Raw genomic sequence first — 23,494 nt, forward strand, 5'->3', positions numbered from 1 at the left:
TTTTACCAAAACAACATTATGGCTACATTTAAACTAACTATTAACGGGGAGTCACACCAAATCGATGTGGATCCTTCCACGCCCATGCTTTGGGTACTTAGAGATCACTTCAAACTTGTTGGAACAAAATTTGGATGTGGAATTGCTCAATGTGGAGCATGTACGATTCATGTATCTGATGTCGCTGTGCGTTCGTGCCAGTTACCAGTCTCCGCAGTAGGAGAACAAAAAATCACCACTATTGAAGGTTTATCGGAAAACGGAGACCATCCAGTGCAAAAAGCCTGGCTCGAACAAGACGTCCCTCAATGTGGTTACTGCCAAGCTGGACAAATAATGTCAGCAGCAGCACTTTTGAAAGCAAATCCCAATCCAAGTGATGAGGAGATTGATCAGGCCATGAATGGCAATATTTGTCGTTGTGGTACTTATATTAGAATAAAAAAAGCGATAAAGACGGCTTCGTCTTCATTGTAAACCAGCTTTACTACTTAATCTCAAAAACAGGAACAGTGACTTTAATAAAAACATCATACGGTAGAAGATCATTTCTTAAAACCTCAGCATTAGCAGGTGGAGGACTCGTTGTAGGCTTTAGTTGGCTGGCATCTTGCAACCCAACAAATAAAGAAGTTGCTAAAATGCCAAAAGAATGGTTTGAAATAAATGGATATCTGAAGATAGGGGACAATGGCCTAGCTACAATAATGTCTCCAAATCCAGAAATAGGACAAAATGTAAAAACATCCATGCCCATGATTGTGGCGGAAGAGCTCGATATCGATTGGGACAACGTTTTAGTGGAGCAAGCTCCTTTGAATACAGCAATCTTTACTCGTCAATTAGCAGGGGGAAGTGAATCAATTAAATTCGGTTGGGATGGACTTCGCATGGCAGGGGCAACTGCTAGAGAAATGCTAAAACAAGCCGCTGCCCAACAATGGGAAGTTCCCGTTAGCGAGGTAACTACGGATAAAGGTATTATTAGCCATAAAGCAACAAATAGAACGATTGGTTATGGAGAGGTGGCTTCGGTGGCCGCAACAATAACGCCACCAAAGGAAGTTGAACTGAAAAACTATGATGAATTTAAAATTATTGGAACCTCAAAGAGAAACGTTGATGGATTAAAACTGGTAACCGGAAAACCCCTATTTGGAATTGATCAAGATCAAGAAGGTATGCTAATTGCGATGATCGTTCCTCCTCCAGCCTTTGGTTTAAAACTTAAATCTTATGACGATTCCAAGGCGCGAACAATGCCTGGAATAAAAGACATTTTCACCATCAACACCTATGAAAATGTGAAGGGAAAAAGTATGTTTGATGTCGATGCCTTTCCAGAATTAATAGCGGTTGTAGGAAACACTACCTGGGAGGTAATGCAGGCTAAAAAAGCCATCATAGCACAGTGGGAACCTTTTGAAGAATACCAAGAGAACTTTCGTGGTTTTTCAGGAAAAAACATTATTTCACAAACAATTCCGGCAGGAAAGGAAAATAGTGAAGATCATTATAAAATTATGGAGGCCATGTCCCTGAAGGCTTCGAAGATTGTACGAAAAGATGGTGATCCAGATGCAGCCTTTAAAGGAGCTGCTAAGATTATAGAGCGTAGTTATACAGCCCCTTTTTTATCCCACAGCACTTTGGAACCTATGAATTTCTTTGCCGATGTTACTGAGGATAAAGCACTCCTAAGTGGTCCAGTGCAAACTCCAGAATATATGGAAAAATCTGCAGCAGAAAGGTTAGGACTTCCATTGGATAAAGTGGAACTAAAAATGACCCGACAGGGAGGTGGCTTTGGACGACGACTTTATGGCCATTTTGTAGTGGAAGCTGGTATAATTTCTCAAAAAACAAAATCCCCCATTAAGCTTATTTACACTCGTGAAGATGACATGACATTTGGAACATATCGTCCCGCTTATCACGCAAGGTATAGAGCCGCGCTTGATAAGGATAATAACCTTATCGGATTTCATGTAAGGGCAGGGGGAATTCCAGAAAGCCCATTGTTTGCCAATAGATTCCCAGCTGGAGCGGTGGATAATTATCTGGCTGAAACTTGGGATGTTCCTTCTAATATTACCGTTGGTGCATTTAGAGCTCCACGCTCAAACTTTATCGCGGGAGTCGAGCAGGCATTCTTAGATGAAGTAGCTGAAGAAGCAGGAAAAGACCCAATTGACTTTAGACTAGAATTATTTGAAAGAGCAAGCAATAACCCTGTAGGAGAAAATAATGATTATGATCCTAAGCGTTATGCCGGAGTTCTAGAACTCGTTCGTGAAAAATCAGGTTGGGGTAAAGAATCAACCGATAAAGTCTATAGAGGGGTCTCCGCATATTACTGTCATAATTCGTATGTAGCTAATATTTTGGATATGGCCATTGAAAATGATCTGCCTGTGGTTAAAAAAGTATATGCTGCTGTGGATTGTGGAATTGTTGTAAATCCAATTGCAGCGACCAATATGGTAGAAGGAGGAACCATTGATGGAATCGGAAATGCAATGTATGGAGGTTTGGTTTTTAAAGACGGAGCTCCAATTCAAAATAATTTTGATCGCTATCGCCTCATCAGACATAAAGAAAGCCCAAAGGAAATAGAGGTTCACTTTGTTGATAACAATGAACATCCTACAGGGCTAGGCGAACCACCATTTCCACCGGTAATGGGTGCACTTGCTAATGCTTTGTATAAAGCTACAGGCCAACGTCATTACGATCAACCCTTCATTACAAACAAAAAGGTAATCGGATAAAATAGTTGCGAAATTCCATTTTTGGTATTCAAAACATACAAGATAAAATAAGTATCAAGCAGCCATATGCTTTGGTACTTTTTTTTACGGATTTAATCTGTAACTTTAACAAAATAATGCTAAAATGTTTTTTGTGAAAATTTAACACAGGAACTTTACTGCTTTAATATGCGTAGAATCAAATTTTTGTTATCTTGTTTTTTTTTAGACTAACATCTAAAAATACCCTATTAATTATTCCAAAAACAAACAAAACGTAAATAACATAGATTACAACGAATGAAAATCACTTACAGATTATTTTTATCATCCCTTGTGCTATATTCTTTAAATAGCTACTCCCAAGAACAAAAACCAGAGAATTACACCCAGAAGATCGCTGGAAGTGAATTAACAATAGATATGGTAGGAATTCCAGCAGGAGAATTTCTAATGGGCAGCCCCGTAACGGAAAAGCAAAGATCGGAAGATGAAGGTCCACAACACAAAGTTAAACTCGATGCTTTTTGGATGTCATCTCATGAGATTACATGGGAATTATACGATCTATACCTACAACGTTCTGTAGATGATGTAAATGATCCAAATAAATCCAAAGATATTGATCATGACATTGACGCGGTTGCCGGTGCAACCATTCCATATGTAGACATGAGTCTTGGAATGGGAAAGGGAGCGGGCCTCCCTATTGGAAACGTAACACCTTTAGCCGCCTCAAAGTTTTGTGAATGGTTGTCTGCAAAAACGGGCCATTTCTATAGACTTCCAACGGAAGCAGAGTGGGAATATGCTGCTAGAGCTGGATCCCAAACCGCCTATCATTTTGGAGATGACCCTTCTGAACTAGGGGAGTATGCTTGGTATATGGATAACAGTGATGATCACTACCATAAAATAGGACAGAAGAAACCTAACCCATGGGGATTGTACGATATGTATGGAAATGTAGCAGAATGGACATTAGATCAATACGTTCCTGATGCTTATAGTAAGCGTAAGAAAGTTGCGAAAAACCCTCATGAAGTAGCGACTGAACCATACCCTTGGTCTCTCAGAGGGGGATCTTACTATGATCCGGCAGAATATTTGAGAAGTGCTTCTCGCTATGGTTCAACAGAAAATTGGAGAATGAGAGATCCTCAATTTCCAAAAAGTTTATGGTGGAACACGGATGCTCCTTTTGTTGGATTTAGAATAGTAAGAGATCCAACCCCTCCGTCAAAAGCTGACTATGAAAAATACTGGGGAGTAAGCAAGCCTTCCAAATGAGACCTAGAACATTTTTAGATAGCAAAATGAATTATTAACCTAAAATAGCTTATATCGTTTAGCGATTAAAAATACTATACTAATTATTTAATTATGAGAAAATCAGATAAAAAACCATTACTTGATATCAGTGGTTCTAGAAGGAATTTCGTAAAAAGCACAGCACTGTTTTCCGCAGGGATGATGCTTCCAGCCACTGAGATGAACGCGATGTTTAATGTTTTGAATGACAAAACCTTAAAAATTGCCTTAGTAGGTTGTGGAGGTAGAGGTACTGGTGCAGCAAACCAAGCGCTTAAAGCAGATGAGAATGTTCAACTTGTCGCTATGGCTGATGCCTTCGAAGACAGACTAAATGGAAGTCTACAGCACCTTGAAAAGGAATTTGAAGGCACTAAAAAAGTTAAAGTAAAAGAGAAGAATAAATTCATAGGATTTGATGCCTATAAAAAAGCTATTGATCTAGCGGATGTTGTAATCCTTACAACTCCTCCAGGTTTTAGACCATATCATTTTGAATATGCTGTAAATGCCGGAAAACATGTTTTCATGGAGAAGCCACTTGCAGTAGACATCCCAGGAATACGTAAGGTTTTGGAAATGGCAAAAGTTGCCAAAGCGAAAAAATTAAATGTGGTTGTTGGCTTGCAACGCCGTTACCAAAAAAACTACATTGAAATAGAAAAACAAATACGAGAAGGAGCAGTTGGAAAAATCACCTCTGGTCAAGTATATTGGAATAGTAGTGGAGTATGGGTTAACCCTAGAAAACCTGGCCAAACTGAGCTGGATTATCAAATGAGAAACTGGTATTACTTCAACTGGTTATGTGGAGATCATATCTTAGAGCAACACATTCACAATATTGATGTGGCCAACTGGTTTATAGGTGAATATCCAATATCAGCCCAAGGAATGGGTGGACGTCTTGTGAGAACTGGCCCTGAGCATGGAGAGATCTTCGATCATCATTTTGTAGAATTCAAATATCCTAGTGGTGCTATAATCTCTAGTCAATGTAGACATCAACCTGGTACTTGGTCTAAAGTTGGCGAAGATTTCCAAGGAACAAAAGGAATCGTAGACACTAATGACGCAGGTGCGGCAAAAATTGTAGGCTATGACAATGAAGATATTTTCTCCTATCGAGGTAGAAACGATCCAAACCCTTATCAACAAGAACATGATGAACTTTTCAAATCTATTCGTAACAAAGGAGTTATAAGTGATACGGAAAATGGGGCGTATAGTACTATGACTGCGATCATGGGACGAATGGCAACCTATTCTGGACAAGTTATCAACTGGGATGAAGCGCTGAAATCTGATCTTCAAATTATGCCGGCAGAAGTAACTTGGGATACAACACCACCAACATTACCAGGAGAAGATGGTAATTACCCAATTCCCATTCCAGGAAAAACGAAGGTCATGTAGTAATTTAAATAAATAAAGTAATAACTCTTACTTTAAAAGAGGAAAATAAAATAAAAAGAGCTTCAAGTTTTAAATAATTTGAAGCTCTTTTTATCTAATAAATAATAGAGTAGAGGCCAGTAATTTATTTATAAAATCTCATCAATAACCACTTCGCGCATCTAATAAAGTCAAACCCTCTTTGTCCAAAATCAGCGAAGCGCTGGACGAAATTACACCTAATTTTCTTCAGAAATTGCACTTCCTACGGGTCCTCTCAATATTTGGTTGAATGGATAACCAAGCCAAGCCAAGGAAACTGTCGCAGGTACGGTGTTGTGTTTTTTGGAAATTTAATCCAAGGTATTCAAATTTTAAATCCTGAATTACTCTTCGGTGGGTAAAGGCTGATATGTGAAGTTTTTAAAATGTACTTCGCCTTCACCTATAGAGACCAAGCCTATTCGCAGACTCAAAAACCCACTTAGAACATTATGATGAATGGCTGAGACCTCCAAGGAACTTTCAATTTTCTTCCAGTTTTCACCATCTATACTATAAAATTGGTTTACAATATTATTGTTGTTAATAAGCTTTAAATGTACTTTTCTATTCAATACACCCTTTTCAGCCTCAAATTGCCAACCACGTAAATTAGCAAGGATATTAGAATGATCCGCTAATATCCCAGAACCTGATTTCTCATTATAAAACAATACTAAACCACCAATAGCATTTCCCTTAATTTCTAATTCTACAGACACGCTATAGGAATGATCCGAAGGGGAAATTAATAGAGGAGAGCTATCGGCTATAGTACTTCCTTTAGCTTTTATTTTCAAGGTGTTATTTTCTATCTTAAATCGATCCTTGTCAAAATCTGCGTAGAAATGCCATTTAGGATCAAGGATCGAAGAATCAAATGTATCACTGAGCTGATAATTACTTTTGGAGACTTTTGAAGTCGGCCTTTTAATTGGTTTAGAAATAACAATGGAATCAGGCATTTTAAACCATCCATCTGATGTCCACTCTAGTGGTGCAAGTAGCGTTTGTCTTCCCAAATTATAATGATCCTTTTCATAGCCGTGAAATACCATCCAAGGTTCACCAGAGGCAGTCTTAAAAACGGTGGCATGTCCAACCGAAGCCCACTGATCTTCAGGATTTTCAGTTCTAATAATTGGATTGTAAGGAGAGTTTTCCCAAGGTCCTAATGGTGATTTAGAACGGGCAGAGATTACCATATGTCCAGTAGGAGGACCTGCAGTACCTCCTTGAGCTACGGTAAGATAATAATACTCTCCATGCTTAAAAAGTTTAGGACCTTCCATACAGAAACATTCAATAGTCCAATCCAAAGGAATAGACCAACCATCATAAGCATGTATTTCTTCACCATCGGTGGCTAATCCGTCATCGGTCAAAGGTACATATCCGCCGTTTGGGAAGTATAAATAGCGATTACCATCTTGATCTACTACATGACCAGGATCAATATTTCCAATTTTAAGATCTATAGGATCGCTCCATGGACCTTCCATTTTATCAGAAAATATCACGTAGTTTGTATTATTAGAAGGGAAGTAGATATAATATTTATCCTTGTATTTAATAAGGTCAGGAGCCCAAACTGAGCCTACAGGTTTTTGTAAAGCATTCGTTAGTATGGACCAATTAATTAAATCCTCTGAATGCCATACTGTAAGTCCGGGATGATAATCAAATGAAGAATGAATCATGTAATAATCCTCACCATCCACTAAAATACTAGGATCAGGAAAATCTCCAGAAAATATTGGATTTTGATAATGAGTCAATGGAATGTTTAAATTAGGGCGTTGTTTTTGGGCATTTGACCAAAAGAAACATGCCAATAAAATAAAAAATAATGCATTTTTTTTCATGATTGAGTTTGTTAGTTCATCCAAATATACAGATTAACCACAACTTATAGTCATTTTAAATATAAGTTTAAAATTAATTATTATGTTACCAACTACCAGTTATAAAATTCGTTAGATTATAAACTTGCTATAAATTGGTTAAGTTCGGGGGTAATAAGGTCATACTTTTCTTTATTCTTTAAATCTGTTAGAGGGTCAACTTCATAGGGCAAATAACAACCAAATGTTGCCCACAAATTAAAATATGGATTAGGAGAGAGCCTGTAGGTTCTTCCCGATCTCTTTAGGCAGCATGAATTGGACCATATTTCCTATTTCACAAAAAATCATTTAAAATCTGGAAATTGATTCTTTTCGATGAAAATTACAATTTAAAAACTAGATAGTTTTAACCGAAGAGTTCTATAGCCATGTTAAACTCATTATAATTGAAAATGAGAATAAACACTCTCTTTCTTTTAAATTTCAATATATTTATTGTCCTAACGATACCTGAAAAATGAGTTCATTTGAAATAGACCTTTCTACAAATAAGGGTATATGCATTAATCTTGAATGTATATATTGTCGCGGAAAATTTTCAACAGAGCTTGATACTAATTTTACGGAGGTGCAATCTCCTTATTCTAATGAAGATAGATTGTACTGTACTGAATGTGAGAAACCATATGAATGTTCAATAAAAGTCAATCTGAATAAATTTGAAATAATTTTTAAAGATAATTTAAAAGGATCTATTAGTTATTCAGGAAATGTAAACCAAGACGAATACAATGAATCCACACCATATCAATCTAAGCAATTTTATCACATCCAAATAGATCGGCTTAAAAAAATACTCAATGTAGAAATTGAGCAGTATATTACTGACCAGGCATTAAATAGGTTGGTATTTTCTGGTGTAATTACCGCTCTTGAAACTTATCTAAATGAAATTTTCATATCGATTGTGTTTGAATCCGAGTATACCTTAGAAAAATTTGTTAGTGAATATGAACCATACAAAAAAGAACAAATTTCCCTAAATAAAATCTTCTCTAAATATAACTCATTGGGGGCTCGTGTTAGAGAGGATTTGAATTACCTTATTTACCATAACATTGGAAAACTGATTGCTGTTTTTGACATATTTAATTTTGATCTTCAAAAATTTCCAAGAATTAAAGATATATCAATCGCAATCCAAAAACGACATGATTTGGTTCACCGTAGTGGTTTAGATAAAGACAATAATTTTCAAGAGATCTCAAAAGCAGAGGTAAGAGCATTAATTTCAAACACAAGCCAATTGGTAGGTTATATCGATAAAAAAATTAAAGAAAGATGTTATTTGCCAGAAGAATTTCTATTTTAGAATCACTCTTCGCCGGGGAGTACTATGTAAGGGTTTTCTCCATGAAATAGAAGATTTAGTTACTCTTTCATGAGTGTATATTTTTCCTTCTTTTAAATTTTGTAAAGCATCATTTATAGCCTGTTTTTGCTTTTCACTTAGAAAATCAGATTCTTTTTCAGAAAAGTCCATTTTAAAATTTATTAAGATTGTTTGGAATACATTTAATCCATTTGCCCAGACAAACTGCCATGGTAAAGTTAAAAATAACTTTCAAGCTTTAGTTTAAAAGATCATGAAAATATGCTTTTAAGGAAAACCGTAAGGTTTTTGGGAAATCTGCAATGTATCTTTGAATTCATATGGAAACAGTTCTAGTTAATTAAATTAAGGAACTGCAATTAAAGTGTTTTTTGTTATATTGGATAGCTTTTCTGCTCTTTTAAATTTATACTATGATAGATAAAACTACTCAAGAAATTATTGTTTTCGATTATATTCCGGCGGTAAGCTATGCTTTATACCAGAATCACGTACCCGTAATAAAATTATTATCTGTTAAAAATAATACAGACAAAGAGTGGGCTAATCTAAACGTTAAAATAACTCCTGAAGATGATTTTGCCAAACCGATCGAGTTTTTTGCTGAACAGATACCTCCCGACACTTTATATCAACCTGAGACCATTAATTTAAAACTGAATCCGTCATTTATATATACATTAACAGAAAAGCTTTCTTCCCTATTACGTCTCACAGTTCTGGCCGATGGTAAGGAAATTTATAGTGAAACCTACGAAATTGATATTCTCGCATATGATCAATGGCTTGGAAGTAGTGTACTTCCTGAAATGATCTCTGCCTTTGTAATGCCCAATCTACCCGAGCTGTCCCCACTACTGAAAGCGATCTCTGTGACCATGCGACAATGGACAGAGAATTCCGCTTTGGACGACTATCAAAGCCAGGATCCGGACCGGGTGAAAAAATTGATGGCGGCCTTGTACAAAACCATAGCCGAAAAAAATATAACCTATTGTACTGTCCCGGCAAGTTTTGGGGGGATCGGACAACGAGTGCGGATGGTTGATATGGTGTTGAAAACAAAGATGGCAAATTGCCTTGAAATGTCTCTTTTATACGCATCCGCCCTGGAAGCCATGGGGATCCATCCCATCCTGGTTGTTATTGAAGGACATGCTTTTGTCGGAGCATGGCTCATAGACGACACATTCCCCGATGCCGTCAATGACGATCCAAGTTTGCTTACCAAAAGGATGGTTAGGGGGATCAATGAAATTATACTCATAGAAGCAACGGCCATGAATGAAGGCAATGTCCCTTCTTTTGACGAGGCGATTGAACTTGCAGGCAATCATTTCAATGATTTAGATAAGTTTCTTTACTTTATAGATGTACACAGGAGCCGTTTTAGTGGTATTCTACCTGTCCCGTTACGTAGGAAAAAGGGAGAGGATTGGGAAATCATAACCTTCGACCATCCCTCTGAAAATCCCGTCGATTTAAGAAGTCCGGTGGCTCTTGAGAGTGTTGTGAAATTACAGCATGTAAAAAAAATAGACTATGGCAAACAGCAGCTGTGGGAAAGAAAGTTGCTAGACCTTAGTTTACGCAATAACCTGTTAAACCTCCGAACCACCAGGTCATCTTTACAGTTCATACCCGTTCCGCCCAATGAATTGGAAGATGCCATGGCCGACGGAGAAGAATTTCAAATCCTGGCAAAGCCCAAAGATTGGGAAAACCCGCTGAGAAATACAGGGGTATATCAGGCACTCCACCATAAGGACCCCATACTGCAATTGGTTAAAAAAGAACTAAAACAACATCGCTTACGGGTATACCTTACCGAAGAAGAACTTCATAAAGGATTGTTGCACCTCTACAGGAATGCCAGGCACGCACTCGAAGAAAATGGTGCCAATACTTTATACCTGGCTATTGGTTTGCTGCGATGGTACGAAACACCCTCCAGCCAGAAACCCAGGTTTGCCCCCATAATGCTCATGCCGGTCGAAATTATCCGAAAATCGGTAAAAAAAGGATTCATTATTCGTAGCAGAGAGGAAGAAACAGTATTGAATGTCACACTCCTGGAGAAGTTGCGCCAGGATTACGGCCTCTCCCTTTCAGGACTGGACCCTTTGCCAAGAGATGAGAGTGGCGTGGATGTCAATCTGGTGTTTAATATCATCAGGCAGACGATCATGTCTGTCCCGCGATGGGATGTGGAAGAACAAATCTTTCTCGGTACTTTTTCGTTCAGTAAATTCATCATGTGGAACGATATTCATTCCAATGCCGAAAAACTTGCGGTGAACCCCATTGTTAAAGGGCTCATTAAAGGAGGTCTGGAGGTCCCATTGACGTGTGCCCGGGAAGAACACCTGGATGGTATATACGGGCATGAAAAACTCCTGCTCCCCATAAGTGCGGATGCCTCGCAGTTACAAGCCATTGCTGCCACAGTCTCCGGAGAGAGTTTTATACTACATGGTCCTCCTGGAACGGGAAAATCACAGACCATCACCAATATGATTGCCAATATGCTATACCGGGGCAAAAGGGTCTTGTTTGTGGCCGAGAAAATGGCCGCTCTGTCCGTAGTACAAAACCGCCTCGAAGCTATAGGTCTGGCGCCTTTCTGCCTGGAACTGCATTCCAATAAGGCAAGAAAATCGGAAGTACTGGAACAGTTCCGTAAAGTGATGGAGGTCGCCAAAAGCAGTATCCCGGAAAACTTTACCAGCCACTCCAAAAGACTGGATCTGTTAAGGGACGAACTCAATCAATATGTTGAGAACCTTCATGAAAAACAATCTTGCGGTTTTTCCCTTTTTGAGCTCTTTAATGCATACTCTGGATGTAAAAAGGGTTCGGACCATGTGCCATTTGATACCGAAAATCTCAAAACATTAAACAGGGAACAGGTGCAGGAACTTATGGATGTTGCCGAGCAATTGCAAACCGCTGCGCTTATCTGTGAGGGTGCATCCTGTGAACACCCATTGTACGGTATGGAGATTTCGACATACAGCAGTAGCTTTAAGGACAATTTAGGCAATCAGCTGGAAGTATTTTTGAAGCACAGGAAAAGCTTAAATGATGTCCTGGAAAATATAGTAGTTGATATAGACTGGCCCCATACTTCTTGGGATGATGAAAAGCTAGAAGAGTTTAATCAAATGATTCGGACTATTAATGAGTTGCCTGAGGTCCCTGAAAATTTCTTTATGGAGCGGGAACTATATCGGTTGGGAGAAGAACTTCATCCGTTAATAGATGCCGGAGAAAAGAGCGATGCACTAAAGCATAAGTTACTCGAGAGATTTCAGACAACCATTTTAACCGCCCCTGTCGGAGAAATGCTCGCCGGGTGGAACATGGCTTCCGTCCAATGGTTTCTGCCACGGTATTTCGCACAAAAAAAGTTGAGGAAAACCGTGTATGGCTATCTGAAAACAGGGAAGATACTAAAGACTGAAATACATCAGATCCTACTGGATTTATTGGCGTACCAGGAAAACCAAAAGCAGATTGAAGACCACAAAGATTTTCTAACGGAAAAACTCGGGCCCTTATGGAGAAATGGTGCACCCCAATGGAATAAGCTCAGCGAAGCCCTCTCCGGGATACAGTATGTCGAGCAGGAACTTTTAAAACGGTTGCCGGGCAAAGAAGAAGCTTACAGGATAAGAATGGCCATTGGACGTTTATACAACAAGGGTTATGTGTATTTCAAGGAACATTACGGTAACTTATTCAGTAAACTGCCTGTGGTCATGCAACAGGAAGAAAAAGAGCGGAGAGCCACAGAAAAACTGGTCAACTGCGCCCTGGATTATGAAAAACATGCCGGAGTGGATATCAGCTTGGAAAAAGCCATGCGATGGAGCCAGCATTTGGAGCAGCTAAAAAACTGGTACTATTGGACGCAGGTGCGTAAAAAGGCAATGTCCCTGAATCTTAATGGGCTTCTTGAAGTATATGAAAAGGGTGAACTTCCCGATGCAGAGATCAAAGATACACTCTGTAAAAGCCTGTACAGCGCTCTTGCAACCATAATCATAGAACAGGAAGAAAAATTATCCATTTTTAATGGTAAGTATTTCGATACACAAATATCCAGGTTCAAAGCCTGGATCGAGGCCTTTACAACGCTTACACAGGAGCTGCTTTATGCCGAATTGGCCATGCGTATCCCAGAACTCTCACAAGGTACCGTAGCCACCTCGGAAACCGGGATATTACAGCGGGCGATAAAGAGTAAGGGTAGGGGTAAATCGCTTCGCCAACTATTTAATGAAATTCCCAACTTGTTGCCCCGAATAGCGCCATGCATGCTGATGAGCCCTATTTCCGTAGCACAATACCTGGATATTGATAATGAACCCTTTGATCTTGTCATTTTTGACGAAGCTTCGCAAATGCCGACAAGTGAAGCCGTAGGTGCTATTGCCCGCGGACAAAAACTTATTGTGGTAGGGGACCCCAAACAAATGCCCCCCACAAGTTTCTTTTCTTCCATACATTTTGATGAGGAAGACAGCAATGAAGATTTGGAAAGCATACTCGACGACTGCCAGGCGTTATCTGTACCATCCAGGCAACTACAATGGCACTATCGCAGCCAGCACGAGAGTTTAATAGCCTTTAGTAATGCCAAGTATTACGATAACAGCCTGTTTACCTTTCCTTCTCCCGATGATCGCATATCTAGGGTACGCTTTATTGCGGTAAACGGAGTTTACGAGCGTGGTAAAACCAGGCAAAACCGTGCAGAGGCAGTTGCCATAGTAAAAGAATTAATACGACAGTTAACAGCTCCGGATGGGGAAAGAAAAAGTATAGGGGTAGTTACCTTCAGCTCAGTACAGCAAACCCTCATCGAAGATTTGTTAAATGTTGAATTTGCAAACAACCCGACCCTGGAAGAGATCAATAATAAACAGAAAGAACCCCTGTTTATCAAAAACCTGGAAAACGTTCAGGGAGACGAAAGGGATATTATCCTTTTTTCCATATGCTACGGTCCGGATAAAAATGGCTACATCTCGCATAATTTCGGTCCCCTGAACCGCGAAGGAGGCTGGAGAAGGTTGAATGTTGCAGTGTCCAGGGCAAGGTATGCCATGAAAGTCTATTCCAGCTTACATGCTGATCAGATTGATCTCTCACGTACTCGCTCGGAAGGAGTGGCGGGATTAAAAGCGTTTTTGGCTTTTGCAGAAAGAGGCAAAAAGGCCCTCCCCGTATCACCTGCTACCTTATCCCGGAACAACCGAACAGGAAGCCTGGAAACTTCCGTGGCTGATTTTCTCAAGGAACATGGATATAGGGTAGAGACCAATATCGGGAATTCCGGTTATCAGGTAGATATGGCCGTCATCCATCCGGATAAGGATGGAGCGTATCTCGCTGGGATATTATTTGATGGAGCCAATTACCGCTCTGGGAAAAGCGCCAGAGATCGTCATGTTATACAGCCCTCGGTGCTAAAACTGTTGGGGTGGAATATTTTCAGGATATGGAGTCTGGATTTATGGGAATACCGGGAAGAAGTATTGCAAAACCTTCTCGAGTTCCTGGATAGGTTAAAATCCGGAAAGACAGAGGAAAAATTTCTTTATAATGGAGAAGAAAGTATAGAAATAGATATGCCGGAGTCTTTCGGAGAAAAGATAATAGAGGAAACTGTGCCTAAAAATGCTCTTAACAATAGTTTTGATAACAAAAGTATTCTTCCGGTAATAAATAGCCCTCAGCAAGATCATACATATACCATTACAGAATTACCCCCTTTGTATAATGTAAGTTACGAGGATTTTTTGTCGGAAGACAATACTGAAAAAATTATCGATCAGGTACAACAGGTTATGGCCATAGAAGCTCCCATAAATGAATCGCTTTTATGTAAAAGAATATTAGCGGCATGGGATATTACCAGGCTGGGGTCTCGCATTCAGGTTCGTTTTGATCAAATCTTTAAAAGAATGGAGTTAAAAAGGACTAAGGATAAAGATGAAAATGTTTGTTTTTGGAGAGATGACCAGGTCCCTGAACAATATACAGTATATCGTATTCCGGCAGAAATCTCCGAACGCCGCAGTGCAGAAGATTTAACAATCTACGAAATCTCGAACGCTGTAAAGGAAATACTTGTTAACCAAATGAGTGTGCCGGAAGAAGATCTTGTACGTGCCGTTGCCAAAGTTTTTCAGTATGCAAGAGTTGGAGGAAATGTGGATACCGCAATGAGACAAGGCATCGAACTGGCAGTCGAACGGGAAATGGCAGTGAGAGATAAAAACGACAGAATTGTTAATAATTAAATTGCCTATTGACAATAATCGCTAAAAATCAAGTGGTAATAAGGCATGTGACGGCGCGCTGCAAAAGTTAATTTTAAAAAGGGGAATTTATAAAAATACCGAAGACCATGACAGTATATGCACCTGACCCTGACCACGATTTCAACCGAGAAATAACTTGCACTTACAAAGACGAAAAGTATTCAGTACGAGACAATGGAGCAGTTCTTCGCCATCCCCGAAAGAAAGGGAAAATCCGCCCGACCGACAATCAATGGACATTCGGAAAACCTAACAAAAAAACAGGGTATAGGGAAATTGCATCAAAACGAGTACATAGAATCGTTGCATATGCTTTTCATGGAGAACCGCCGACCAAAGAACACGTTGTTGACCACATAGATACCAACAAACAAAATAACAGACCTGAAAATTTGAGGTGGGTTACAAGATTAGAAAATATATTACTCAATCCAATTACTGCAAAACGTATTGCAATAGTTTGTGGCAGTGTTGAGGCATTTCTAGCTGACCCTTCTAAATATCGGGATAAATTTCCAGAGCCAAATTATAAATGGATGTGTACTGTAAGTAAAGAAGAAGCGCAAACAAGCTTAGAGAGATTAACTGCCTGGGCTAAAATCGATATGCAATCTAAGAAAATTGGAGCATTGGACGAATGGATATTTAATCGTGATAGGGTTGAAAAAGAACAAAGAATAGAAGAAATTTTTAAAGAAGTAAAAAGAAGAACAAGAATCAACAGGGAAGCATTATGTTATAACAAAGCGAAAAGAAATAATTATTACGATGCTCGTAAATATGCAGCAAAACTACTGCACTTTGAATTAAACTTATCTTATTATGAAATTGGTAATCTTTTAGGTATTTCGTCAAGTACTGTTAAATTGTATATAGAAGTTAGTGCAGATTCATATAGTGGAGACTATGCTGAAGTCAATGAAAGATATCATAAAAGAGTATCTGAACAAAGTGATATAATTCCCAATAATGTCATTCAAAAAAATTGGGACGCAGAGTCTGCTTTTCCCTGCTGCCCACAAGAAGTAAATAATAATCCAATCGAGCAATACTCTGCACGATTGAAAAAAAATAGTGTGTTTTTTTACACCAGTTATTATTCCACGACTATGTTGGAAAGTGCAATCATAGATAAAGGAGAATCTTTACTGGTTATGTATGAGATAGAAAAGCAGCAAGGCTCAGATAAAAGATGGGGACTAATGAAAATAATATTTGAAAACCAAAAGTACGTGCATGAGATTATCCTAAACTATAATGGTACACAACAGCATTATTCACTAATAGAGGTTGAAAACCATTTTAAATGTATTGTTAAAGGGGATGAATGGGCTCCACTAAAAGATACTCAAGGAAGGGGATTTAAGGATGGTTATCGACCTCTTTAAGAGATTTTATAGGTTTAAAAGAAAAATTAAGCAGTATTCTATTAGTCACTTTACATTAAAATACTGTTCTTTTTAACGTTCGTTTCCTGAAACTAATTATCTACCAAAGAAATTTACCTCCAGTTAGTTACTTTTTCCGTTTTTTTTAATAGTTTTATAAAATAACCTTTTTTGAAACAAATATTATGCTGGTAGGATATGCAAGGGTTTCAACCCAGGATCAAAATTTAGAGTCACAAATTGACTTGTTGGAGAAGGAGGGATGTGAAAAAATTTATACTGATATAGCCAGTGGTGTTAGGGAAGACCGGAAAGGGTTAAAAGAAATGCTTGAATTTCTCAGAAGAGGGGACACTGTCATAACCTATAAAAATGACAGGATATTCAGGTCTTTAAAAAATATGATAGACCTCATAGATACTTTTAATGAAAAGGGTGTACATTTTAAAAGTCTAAGCGAACCGGAGTTTGATACCACATCGGCCAATGGCAAGTTTCTTTTACAAATATTTGCTGCTGTTGCAGAGTTTGAACGAAACCTTATTAGTGAAAGAACAAAAGTTGGACTTAAGAACGCTAGGAAGCGTAAAAAACTTCTTGGACGACCTAAAGGTTTTAAAAAGGAAACAGTTGAAAAATACCAATATGCTAAGCATCTTTATGACAACCAAAATTTACCAATAGAAGAAGCATGTAAAAGGGCAGGGATGAGTAAGACTACATTTTATAGGGTCGATAAAAAATTTTAATGAAATACGGATAACCGTAAATCATTATTAAAAAGATAAAGTAATTTCAAAATCTCATATAAGATATAGAGTTATGAAATTAAAGACATTAAGATTAAAGAATTTTAGAAGCTATTCGAGGGAGACTGAAATTGATATTTCAGATCTCAATGTAATTATTGGAAAAAATGATGTAGGAAAGTCATCTATCCTTGAAGCATTAGATATTTTCTTTAATGGAAAACCTGATAAAAATGATTTATCAGTTGTAAATGACGAGTCACAGATAGAAATTAGTTGTATTTTTAATGATTTGCCAGACATCTTAATCCTTGATGATTCAGTTGAGACATCATTAAGCGATGAGTTTTTATTAAATAGTGATGGTGATTTGGAAATCAAAAAAAAGTTTCTGGTATCAAAAACAGGAAGCATTTCAGAAGAAGCTGTAATAATTTGTGAACATCCAGATAATGAGAACTTAGTAAATTTGCTTGAAAAGAAACGTACTACTTTAAAACTTCAACTTGATGAATTGGGAATAGACTCAGAAGGAGTAGACCAACGAAAAAGTAAAGAATTAAGACGGGCAATTCGAAATCATTTTTATCCTGATCAAGAAATTCGTACAACAAGTTGTGAAATAAAAATTGATGGAAGGTTAGACAATGAAGATAATCGAAAAAAGATATGGAGTGGGCTTAAGAAATATCTACCCATTTATTCATTGTTCTTTGTTGACAAACCTCTTAATGATCAAGATTCCGACATCCAAGACCCAATGAAAGAAATAATTAAGGAGGTTCTTAAAAGGGATACTATATCTCCACTGTTAGACCAATTAAAGGAAGCCGTTCAGGAAGCCTCAACAACAATGGCTGACGAAACAATTACGAAATTAAATGAATTGGATTCAAAATTGGCTGAGACTTTACGTTCAAATTTCCCTAAAGAGCCTTCTTGGAATACGATATTCAAATTAACATTGGAAGATAATAGAGGTGTTCCCTTAAATAAAAGAGGAAGTGGAATGAGGCGTTTAGTTTTACTTAGTTTCTTCCGTGCTCAGATCGAGAGCAGAAGAACCTCAAACGCTCCTAATATCATTTATGCATTGGAAGAGCCTGAGACATCTCAGCATCCTGATTTTCAATTAATGATTGTAAATGCGTTGAAAGAACTATCGGAAACAAATAATGCACAAGTTCTTTTTACAACACATAATTCTAATTTGGCAAAGGAAATCCCTAAAAAATCATTGAGGTATGCTTTTGTAGATGATGGAAATATTCGAGTTGAAAATGGAACAAATCCAGATGGCTCTGATAACTCCAATATAATTGATAGAATTATCGAAACTCTTGGTGCGTTGCCTGACCCAAAAAATAAAGTAAAAGCCCTAATATTTGTTGAAGGAGAAAATGATGTTAATGGCTTAATTAACTATAGCAAATTGTTGCATAATCATGACAATTCAATTCTCAATCTTGATAATAATGAAGCGGTAGCTTTTATTCCCACTGGAGGGTCTCAATTAAAACATTATATTGAGAAGAAATATTTGGATGGATTATTACAATCACAAGTACATATCTATGACTCGGATAAACAAGAATATATAAATAGTGTTATTGCATTGAATGCCGAAGGAAATCTGAATAAAGTAGGGTTCAACACGAAGAAGCCTGAATTGGAAAATTACCTGCACCACGAAGCTATAAATGAATGCTATAAGAGTCAAAACATTGAAATAAATCTTACTGAAATACGTGACATAGATGATGTTCCAGAAAAAGTGGCAATTGCCGTACATAATGCATCAGGAGGCGATTGGAACTCAATTAATCCTGATCCAATAAAAAATGAGGAAAAACAGAAAAAGAAAATTTCTAGAGTAAAACGCCAACTTAATATGACGGCTGTTGAGAAAATGACTATCGACCGATTAAGAAACAGAGGTGGCTATGATGAAATAAAAAGTTGGTTAGATACTATTAGTGAATTTGTCAATTAAAAGATATTTAGGTTATGAGTGAATCAACCAAAATAAAATGCCCTAACTGTGACACATTGATTGACGTACAAGATATTCTTGCACATCAATTAGAAGATGAGATCAAACAAAAGTACCAGGCTCAACTAATTGAAGAAAAACAAAAATATAATAAGGAATTCCAGCTTTTAAATGATGCCAAAGCTGAATTTGAAAAAAAGAAGAAACAAGAAAATGAATTGTTCCAAGAAAGGCTCGAGAGACAAGTTAAAGAAGAAAAAAAATTAATAGAGGAGAAGCTCAAAAGTAAATTACAGGAAGAACAATCTGAACAATTTCAGGCTTTGCAAAAAGAGTTAAATGAAAAGTCAGAACAAATTAAGGAACTTAATCGTACCAAAGCAGAAATCTAGAAGTTAAAACTAGAGAAGGCCGAATTGAAAGAAGCTGCTGAAGCTGAAGCGCAAAAGAAATTAAATGAAACCTTACTTACTGATAAAGAAAAAATTAGAAAAGCGGAAGAAGAAAAGAATGAGCTGAAGTTTAAAGAACTTCAAAAACAACTAGAAGACCAGAAGAAGCTTACGGAAGAAATGAAACGTAAGCAGGAGCAAGGATCTATGCAGATGCAAGGAGAAGTCCAGGAATTGGCAATAGAGGAATGGTTGGCTTCACAATTTCCTTTGGATACAATAGAAGAAATCAAAAAAGGAGCCAGAGGGGGAGATTGTATTCAAATTGTAAATACGCGTACTCGTCAAAATTGTGGTAAAATTTACTATGAAAGTAAGCGAACCAAAGACTTTCAACCTACTTGGATCGAGAAGTTCAAAGCAGATATGCGTGAAAAGGGAGCGGATATTGGTGTCCTGGTAACAGAAGCAATGCCATCGGATTTTGATCGTATGGGGTTAAGAGATGGTGTATGGATATGTTCGTATGAAGAATTTAAAGGATTATGTACTGTATTAAGAGAATCAGTAGTACAACTTAGTCTGGCTGTCAGTTCCCAGGAAAATAAAGGGGACAAAATGCATATGCTTTACGACTATTTAACCAGCAATACATTTAGAATGCAGGTTGAAGCAATAGTTGAAGGATTTTCCCAAATGAAATCCGATTTGGAAAGTGAAAAACGATCGATGCAGAGAATCTGGAAACAAAGGGAAAAGCAAATCGAAAAAGTTATTACTAACACCATAGATATGTATGGATCGATAAAAGGAATTGCCGGAAATGCCATTCAATCCGTCAAAGCGTTGGAGCTAACTGATGGTGAAGAATTTGATGATGAAGATTAAATTGTTGCCAAAATGAATTCAAAAGAGTTTGTAAAATGTGAAAAACCATCTCGCATCAAACTAAGCTGATTTTCACGAGTTTTCACTAATTTCTTCACGAATAAAATTATGTAAACAATTTATAGACACCTTTCTATGAAATATAGATATTTAAGTGAATCCATATTTTAAATTATTTAAGTCCAGATTTTAATTTGTTAGCAACACAAACGACCTAAATTAAAGACTAAGCTATTTGAACCATAATTTATATTATGTAAAATAGAAATTATCGTTATCCCCTTTAACAAACCTATCCAATGAATCCCATCGTTTGATTTGATTCAAAAATTAAATTATTCTTCCATGAAATTACTACATTTACTTGCGATCAATAATCTAATACACCTAACTCATGAAAATCACCAAATTCGTTTTTCTTTTAACTTTAATGACAACCGTTATGGTTTATGCGCAATCTGAAGAAAAACAATACTCAAATCAAGAGCTAACCAAACTAGCTAAAGAAATTCAAGATCAGGTCATTACCATAGATACACACTGTGATTTTGATTTAAACAACTTCACCTCACAGGTGAATTACTCGCAAAATACCGATTCACAGGTTAATCTACCAAAAATGAGAAAAGGCGGTTTGGACGTCGCTTGGTTAATTGTTTATACTGGTCAAGAAGAACTTAGCGCTAAGGGTTTTAAAAAGGCACATAAAAATGCCATGGATAAATTCAATGCAATCCATCGTCTCTGCGATCAATACGCTCCTGAGGAAATAGAGCTTGCTTTGAATTCCGAAGATGTTAGACGCATTCATGGCCAAGGCAAACTCGTGGCTATGATTGGTATCGAAAACGGCTACTCCATTGGAACCGATATCAATAATGTAAAGAAATTTTATGATTTAGGTGGCCGATATATGTCTCTAGCTCATCAAGGACATAGTCAATTATCCGATTCCAATACTGGAGAATCAGATAACATCTGGCTACACAACGGATTAAGCGAATTAGGCAAAGAAGTTGTTTCTGAAATGAACAAATACGGTATGATGATAGATATTTCACACCCATCAAAAGAAGCTATGCGGCAAATTATAGCGTTAAGCAAGGCACCAATTATTGCCTCCCACTCCTCTGCCCGAGCTCTTAGTAATCACAGCAGAAACTTAGATGACGAGCAATTAGAATGGATAAAGGAAAATGGTGGCGTGGTTCAAGCAGTGGCTTTCGCAGGTTACGTCGATGTGGAAAAGAATGCAAGATTTCAAGAATTAGTAAATGAGATATTATACAATGCCGCTGCGGAAGAAGGTTTTAAGATTCTAGACTACAATCAATATAAAGAGCTGCCTAAGAAACAGGCAGAAGAATACTATAAAAAGTACCAGCGGATACAAAAAAAGATTAAACTTCAAATAGAGAATCTTGAGCAAACAGAAGATCCAGTAGATGTAGCCGATTTTGTGAACCATATTGATTACATGGTTGAAAAAATCGGAATAGACCACGTTGGGATCAGCTCCGATTTCGACGGAGGAGGCGGTATTTATGGCTGGAAAGACGCTTCTGAAACCTTAAATGTAACCAAAGAATTAATTCGTCGTGGTTATTCCAAAGAAGAAATAGAAAAATTATGGGGAGGTAACCTCTTGAGGGTTATGGACAGTGTACAAGCCGTTGCTAAAGAAATACAATCCAAGAGTCACTAAACTTTTTCTGGGTTTACAGGAACCATATGAACAGGAATCGTTGTTTTCTCTAGTACAGCGTTTGCAACGGTTCCGATAAGAAGTTTTTCAAAAGCGCTATGGCTATGTGTCCCCATAACAATGAAGTCTGCCCCCCACTGCTTTGCGTAGTCCAATATCTCCTTAGCAGTATCTCCCTCAGCCACATGGGTTTTTAGTTGTGGATCCCCAATATGAGAAGCTACAGTGGCAACATAATCCTCTGCAATTTTTTTCATTTGATCATGAATTTTGGGATCATACGTAAGGTTCATCGATTCAAATCCCATAAAAACAGGATATTGTGCTCCGTAATACTGTAAGTTCGTAATCACATGAATCAAACAAACTTCTGCGTTCAAGCTTTGGGCAAGTTTATACCCATCGGTAACTACTTTTTCAGAGGTAGGGTTATAATCTATTGCAATCAATACTTTTCTCATTGGACTAACCTTTTTAGTTTCAACTGGGTGATATCAGAACATAAATCACAATATTCTAAAGACCAGTCTCTTAAAGATACCCAATTTTAGAAAGAAATGGAAAAACTTTAAGTAAGATTTAATAATTATGCAAAATATGATTACTCTTCTTTAATGATCATTAGAGAAGCTTTCACATTGGTCGCTAAATTCCACTCATTGGATGAAATTTCATTTCCTTGGTCATCAAACACCGCAAACTGAGCCGTATTTGGTGTATATGCACCCTCATTAAGCGCCCTAAACTCAATTTTATTGAAGCCTTTTTCAAGCTCGAAATAAAATCCTCGAAAGTTTCCTTGAAGTAGCACATTGGGCACCACTACTCTATCATTAATAATTATATTAACCCGATCACCATCGACATTTCCGTGGTCCCTGGCCATAATTTTTACCGTTTTAGATTTGGTACGAAATTCACCGAAATATTGTGTGGTTGTGGCACCAACCTTTTCACCATCACGAGTCCTATAATTCTTATTCATTTTCTTAACAAATCGGTCTCCAGGATTTAAGAAAGCTTCATTACTTTCCATTAGGTTAACCTCTTTGTTGGCCATTTCAAGGGCTGACTTATTAGGGTTCTCTGGGACCTCAGGAGCTTTAACATCTGGTTGGGCTTCTATATCTAATGGGATAGGCTCTTCAGCTTCAGGATTTTCAGTAATAACGGGGTCAAGCCCCTCTAATTCTATAGGAGTATTTGGAAGTTCTCCTTGTCCATAAGCTATCGAGCCAATTAAAAGGACAAACAGACAACAATACAATCGCATTCCTGGTTTACTTTCAAACATAAAATTTATTCATTT

15 protein-coding genes are annotated in these 23,494 nt (G+C 37.6%); 12 read left to right on the top strand and 3 right to left on the bottom strand.

Annotated features, from left to right (window positions below; all coding sequences use genetic code 11):
• Positions 1-18: 18 nt before the first annotated feature.
• From VKY50_RS03735 to VKY50_RS03750, 4 genes are all read left to right on the top strand, one after another.
• Positions 19-477 carry a (2Fe-2S)-binding protein gene (locus tag VKY50_RS03735; RefSeq protein ID WP_324298994.1) on the top strand — a complete coding sequence of 153 codons (459 nt, stop codon included), beginning with the start codon at positions 19-21 and terminating at the stop codon, positions 475-477.
• A 35-nt stretch (positions 478-512) separates the two neighbouring features.
• The gene (locus tag VKY50_RS03740; protein WP_324298996.1) at positions 513-2,771 is read left to right on the top strand and encodes a xanthine dehydrogenase family protein molybdopterin-binding subunit; all 2,259 of its coding nucleotides are present in this window, start codon (positions 513-515) and stop codon (positions 2,769-2,771) included.
• Between the two features lie 279 nt (positions 2,772-3,050).
• Positions 3,051-4,040 carry a formylglycine-generating enzyme family protein gene (locus tag VKY50_RS03745; protein WP_324298998.1) on the top strand — a complete coding sequence of 330 codons (990 nt, stop codon included), beginning with the start codon at positions 3,051-3,053 and terminating at the stop codon, positions 4,038-4,040.
• A gap of 93 nt (positions 4,041-4,133) precedes the next feature.
• Positions 4,134-5,477: a Gfo/Idh/MocA family protein gene (locus VKY50_RS03750; protein WP_324299000.1), complete on the top strand. Its 1,344-nt coding sequence runs from the start codon at positions 4,134-4,136 to the stop codon at positions 5,475-5,477.
• A 365-nt stretch (positions 5,478-5,842) separates the two neighbouring features.
• Here VKY50_RS03750 and VKY50_RS03755 read toward each other — a convergent pair whose 3' ends face one another.
• Positions 5,843-7,363, bottom strand: coding sequence for a family 43 glycosylhydrolase (locus VKY50_RS03755; RefSeq protein ID WP_324299002.1), 1,521 nt, complete (start codon positions 7,361-7,363; stop codon positions 5,843-5,845).
• A 499-nt stretch (positions 7,364-7,862) separates the two neighbouring features.
• Here VKY50_RS03755 and VKY50_RS03760 point away from each other — a divergent pair, with 499 nt between their 5' ends.
• The 8 genes from VKY50_RS03760 to VKY50_RS03795 all read left to right on the top strand — a co-directional run bounded on the left by VKY50_RS03760 (position 7,863) and on the right by VKY50_RS03795 (position 22,185).
• Positions 7,863-8,717: a hypothetical protein gene (locus tag VKY50_RS03760; protein ID WP_324299004.1), complete on the top strand. Its 855-nt coding sequence runs from the start codon at positions 7,863-7,865 to the stop codon at positions 8,715-8,717.
• Positions 8,718-9,565: 848 nt separating this feature from the next.
• Positions 9,566-15,049, top strand: coding sequence for a DUF3320 domain-containing protein (locus tag VKY50_RS03765; protein WP_324299006.1), 5,484 nt, complete (start codon positions 9,566-9,568; stop codon positions 15,047-15,049).
• Between the two features lie 107 nt (positions 15,050-15,156).
• Positions 15,157-16,458 carry an HNH endonuclease gene (locus VKY50_RS03770; RefSeq protein ID WP_324299008.1) on the top strand — a complete coding sequence of 434 codons (1,302 nt, stop codon included), beginning with the start codon at positions 15,157-15,159 and terminating at the stop codon, positions 16,456-16,458.
• Positions 16,459-16,643: 185 nt separating this feature from the next.
• Positions 16,644-17,207, top strand: a complete 564-nt coding sequence (locus tag VKY50_RS03775; RefSeq protein ID WP_324299010.1) for a recombinase family protein — start codon at positions 16,644-16,646, stop codon at positions 17,205-17,207.
• 73 nt (positions 17,208-17,280) lie between these two features.
• Positions 17,281-19,200: an ATP-binding protein gene (locus VKY50_RS03780; RefSeq protein WP_324299012.1), complete on the top strand. Its 1,920-nt coding sequence runs from the start codon at positions 17,281-17,283 to the stop codon at positions 19,198-19,200.
• A 14-nt stretch (positions 19,201-19,214) separates the two neighbouring features.
• The gene (locus VKY50_RS03785; RefSeq protein WP_324299014.1) at positions 19,215-19,592 is read left to right on the top strand and encodes a hypothetical protein; all 378 of its coding nucleotides are present in this window, start codon (positions 19,215-19,217) and stop codon (positions 19,590-19,592) included.
• A 24-nt stretch (positions 19,593-19,616) separates the two neighbouring features.
• On the top strand, positions 19,617-20,480 hold the full coding sequence (locus tag VKY50_RS03790) for a DUF2130 domain-containing protein (protein ID WP_324299016.1): 864 nt from the start codon (positions 19,617-19,619) through the stop codon (positions 20,478-20,480).
• Positions 20,481-20,874: 394 nt separating this feature from the next.
• On the top strand, positions 20,875-22,185 hold the full coding sequence (locus VKY50_RS03795; protein WP_324299018.1) for a dipeptidase: 1,311 nt from the start codon (positions 20,875-20,877) through the stop codon (positions 22,183-22,185).
• Here the strand turns inward: VKY50_RS03795 and VKY50_RS03800 are convergent.
• Positions 22,182-22,646, bottom strand: a complete 465-nt coding sequence (locus VKY50_RS03800) for a universal stress protein (RefSeq protein ID WP_324299020.1) — start codon at positions 22,644-22,646, stop codon at positions 22,182-22,184. The genes VKY50_RS03795 and VKY50_RS03800 overlap by 4 nt on opposite strands.
• 140 nt (positions 22,647-22,786) lie before the next feature.
• Positions 22,787-23,479 carry a hypothetical protein gene (locus VKY50_RS03805; protein WP_324299022.1) on the bottom strand — a complete coding sequence of 231 codons (693 nt, stop codon included), beginning with the start codon at positions 23,477-23,479 and terminating at the stop codon, positions 22,787-22,789.
• Between the last annotated feature and the right edge of the window lie 15 nt (positions 23,480-23,494).

It is taken from the genome of Galbibacter sp. (genome assembly GCF_035306585.1).
GTDB lineage: Bacteria > Bacteroidota > Bacteroidia > Flavobacteriales > Flavobacteriaceae > Galbibacter.

Bases quoted from the DNA above. Each gene is read 5' to 3' on its own strand.
- VKY50_RS03735 (WP_324298994.1), top strand. From the start codon at position 19: ATGGCTACATTTAAACTAACTATTAACGGGGAGTCACACCAAATCGAT.
- VKY50_RS03745 (WP_324298998.1), top strand. From the start codon at position 3,051: ATGAAAATCACTTACAGATTATTTTTATCATCCCTTGTGCTATATTCT.
- VKY50_RS03750 (WP_324299000.1), top strand. From the start codon at position 4,134: ATGAGAAAATCAGATAAAAAACCATTACTTGATATCAGTGGTTCTAGA.
- VKY50_RS03755 (WP_324299002.1), bottom strand. From the start codon at position 7,363: ATGAAAAAAAATGCATTATTTTTTATTTTATTGGCATGTTTCTTTTGG.
- VKY50_RS03760 (WP_324299004.1), top strand. From the start codon at position 7,863: ATGAGTTCATTTGAAATAGACCTTTCTACAAATAAGGGTATATGCATT.
- VKY50_RS03765 (WP_324299006.1), top strand. From the start codon at position 9,566: ATGCCCAATCTACCCGAGCTGTCCCCACTACTGAAAGCGATCTCTGTG.
- VKY50_RS03770 (WP_324299008.1), top strand. From the start codon at position 15,157: ATGACAGTATATGCACCTGACCCTGACCACGATTTCAACCGAGAAATA.
- VKY50_RS03775 (WP_324299010.1), top strand. From the start codon at position 16,644: ATGCTGGTAGGATATGCAAGGGTTTCAACCCAGGATCAAAATTTAGAG.
- VKY50_RS03780 (WP_324299012.1), top strand. From the start codon at position 17,281: ATGAAATTAAAGACATTAAGATTAAAGAATTTTAGAAGCTATTCGAGG.
- VKY50_RS03785 (WP_324299014.1), top strand. From the start codon at position 19,215: ATGAGTGAATCAACCAAAATAAAATGCCCTAACTGTGACACATTGATT.
- VKY50_RS03795 (WP_324299018.1), top strand. From the start codon at position 20,875: ATGAAAATCACCAAATTCGTTTTTCTTTTAACTTTAATGACAACCGTT.
- VKY50_RS03800 (WP_324299020.1), bottom strand. From the start codon at position 22,646: ATGAGAAAAGTATTGATTGCAATAGATTATAACCCTACCTCTGAAAAA.
- VKY50_RS03805 (WP_324299022.1), bottom strand. From the start codon at position 23,479: ATGTTTGAAAGTAAACCAGGAATGCGATTGTATTGTTGTCTGTTTGTC.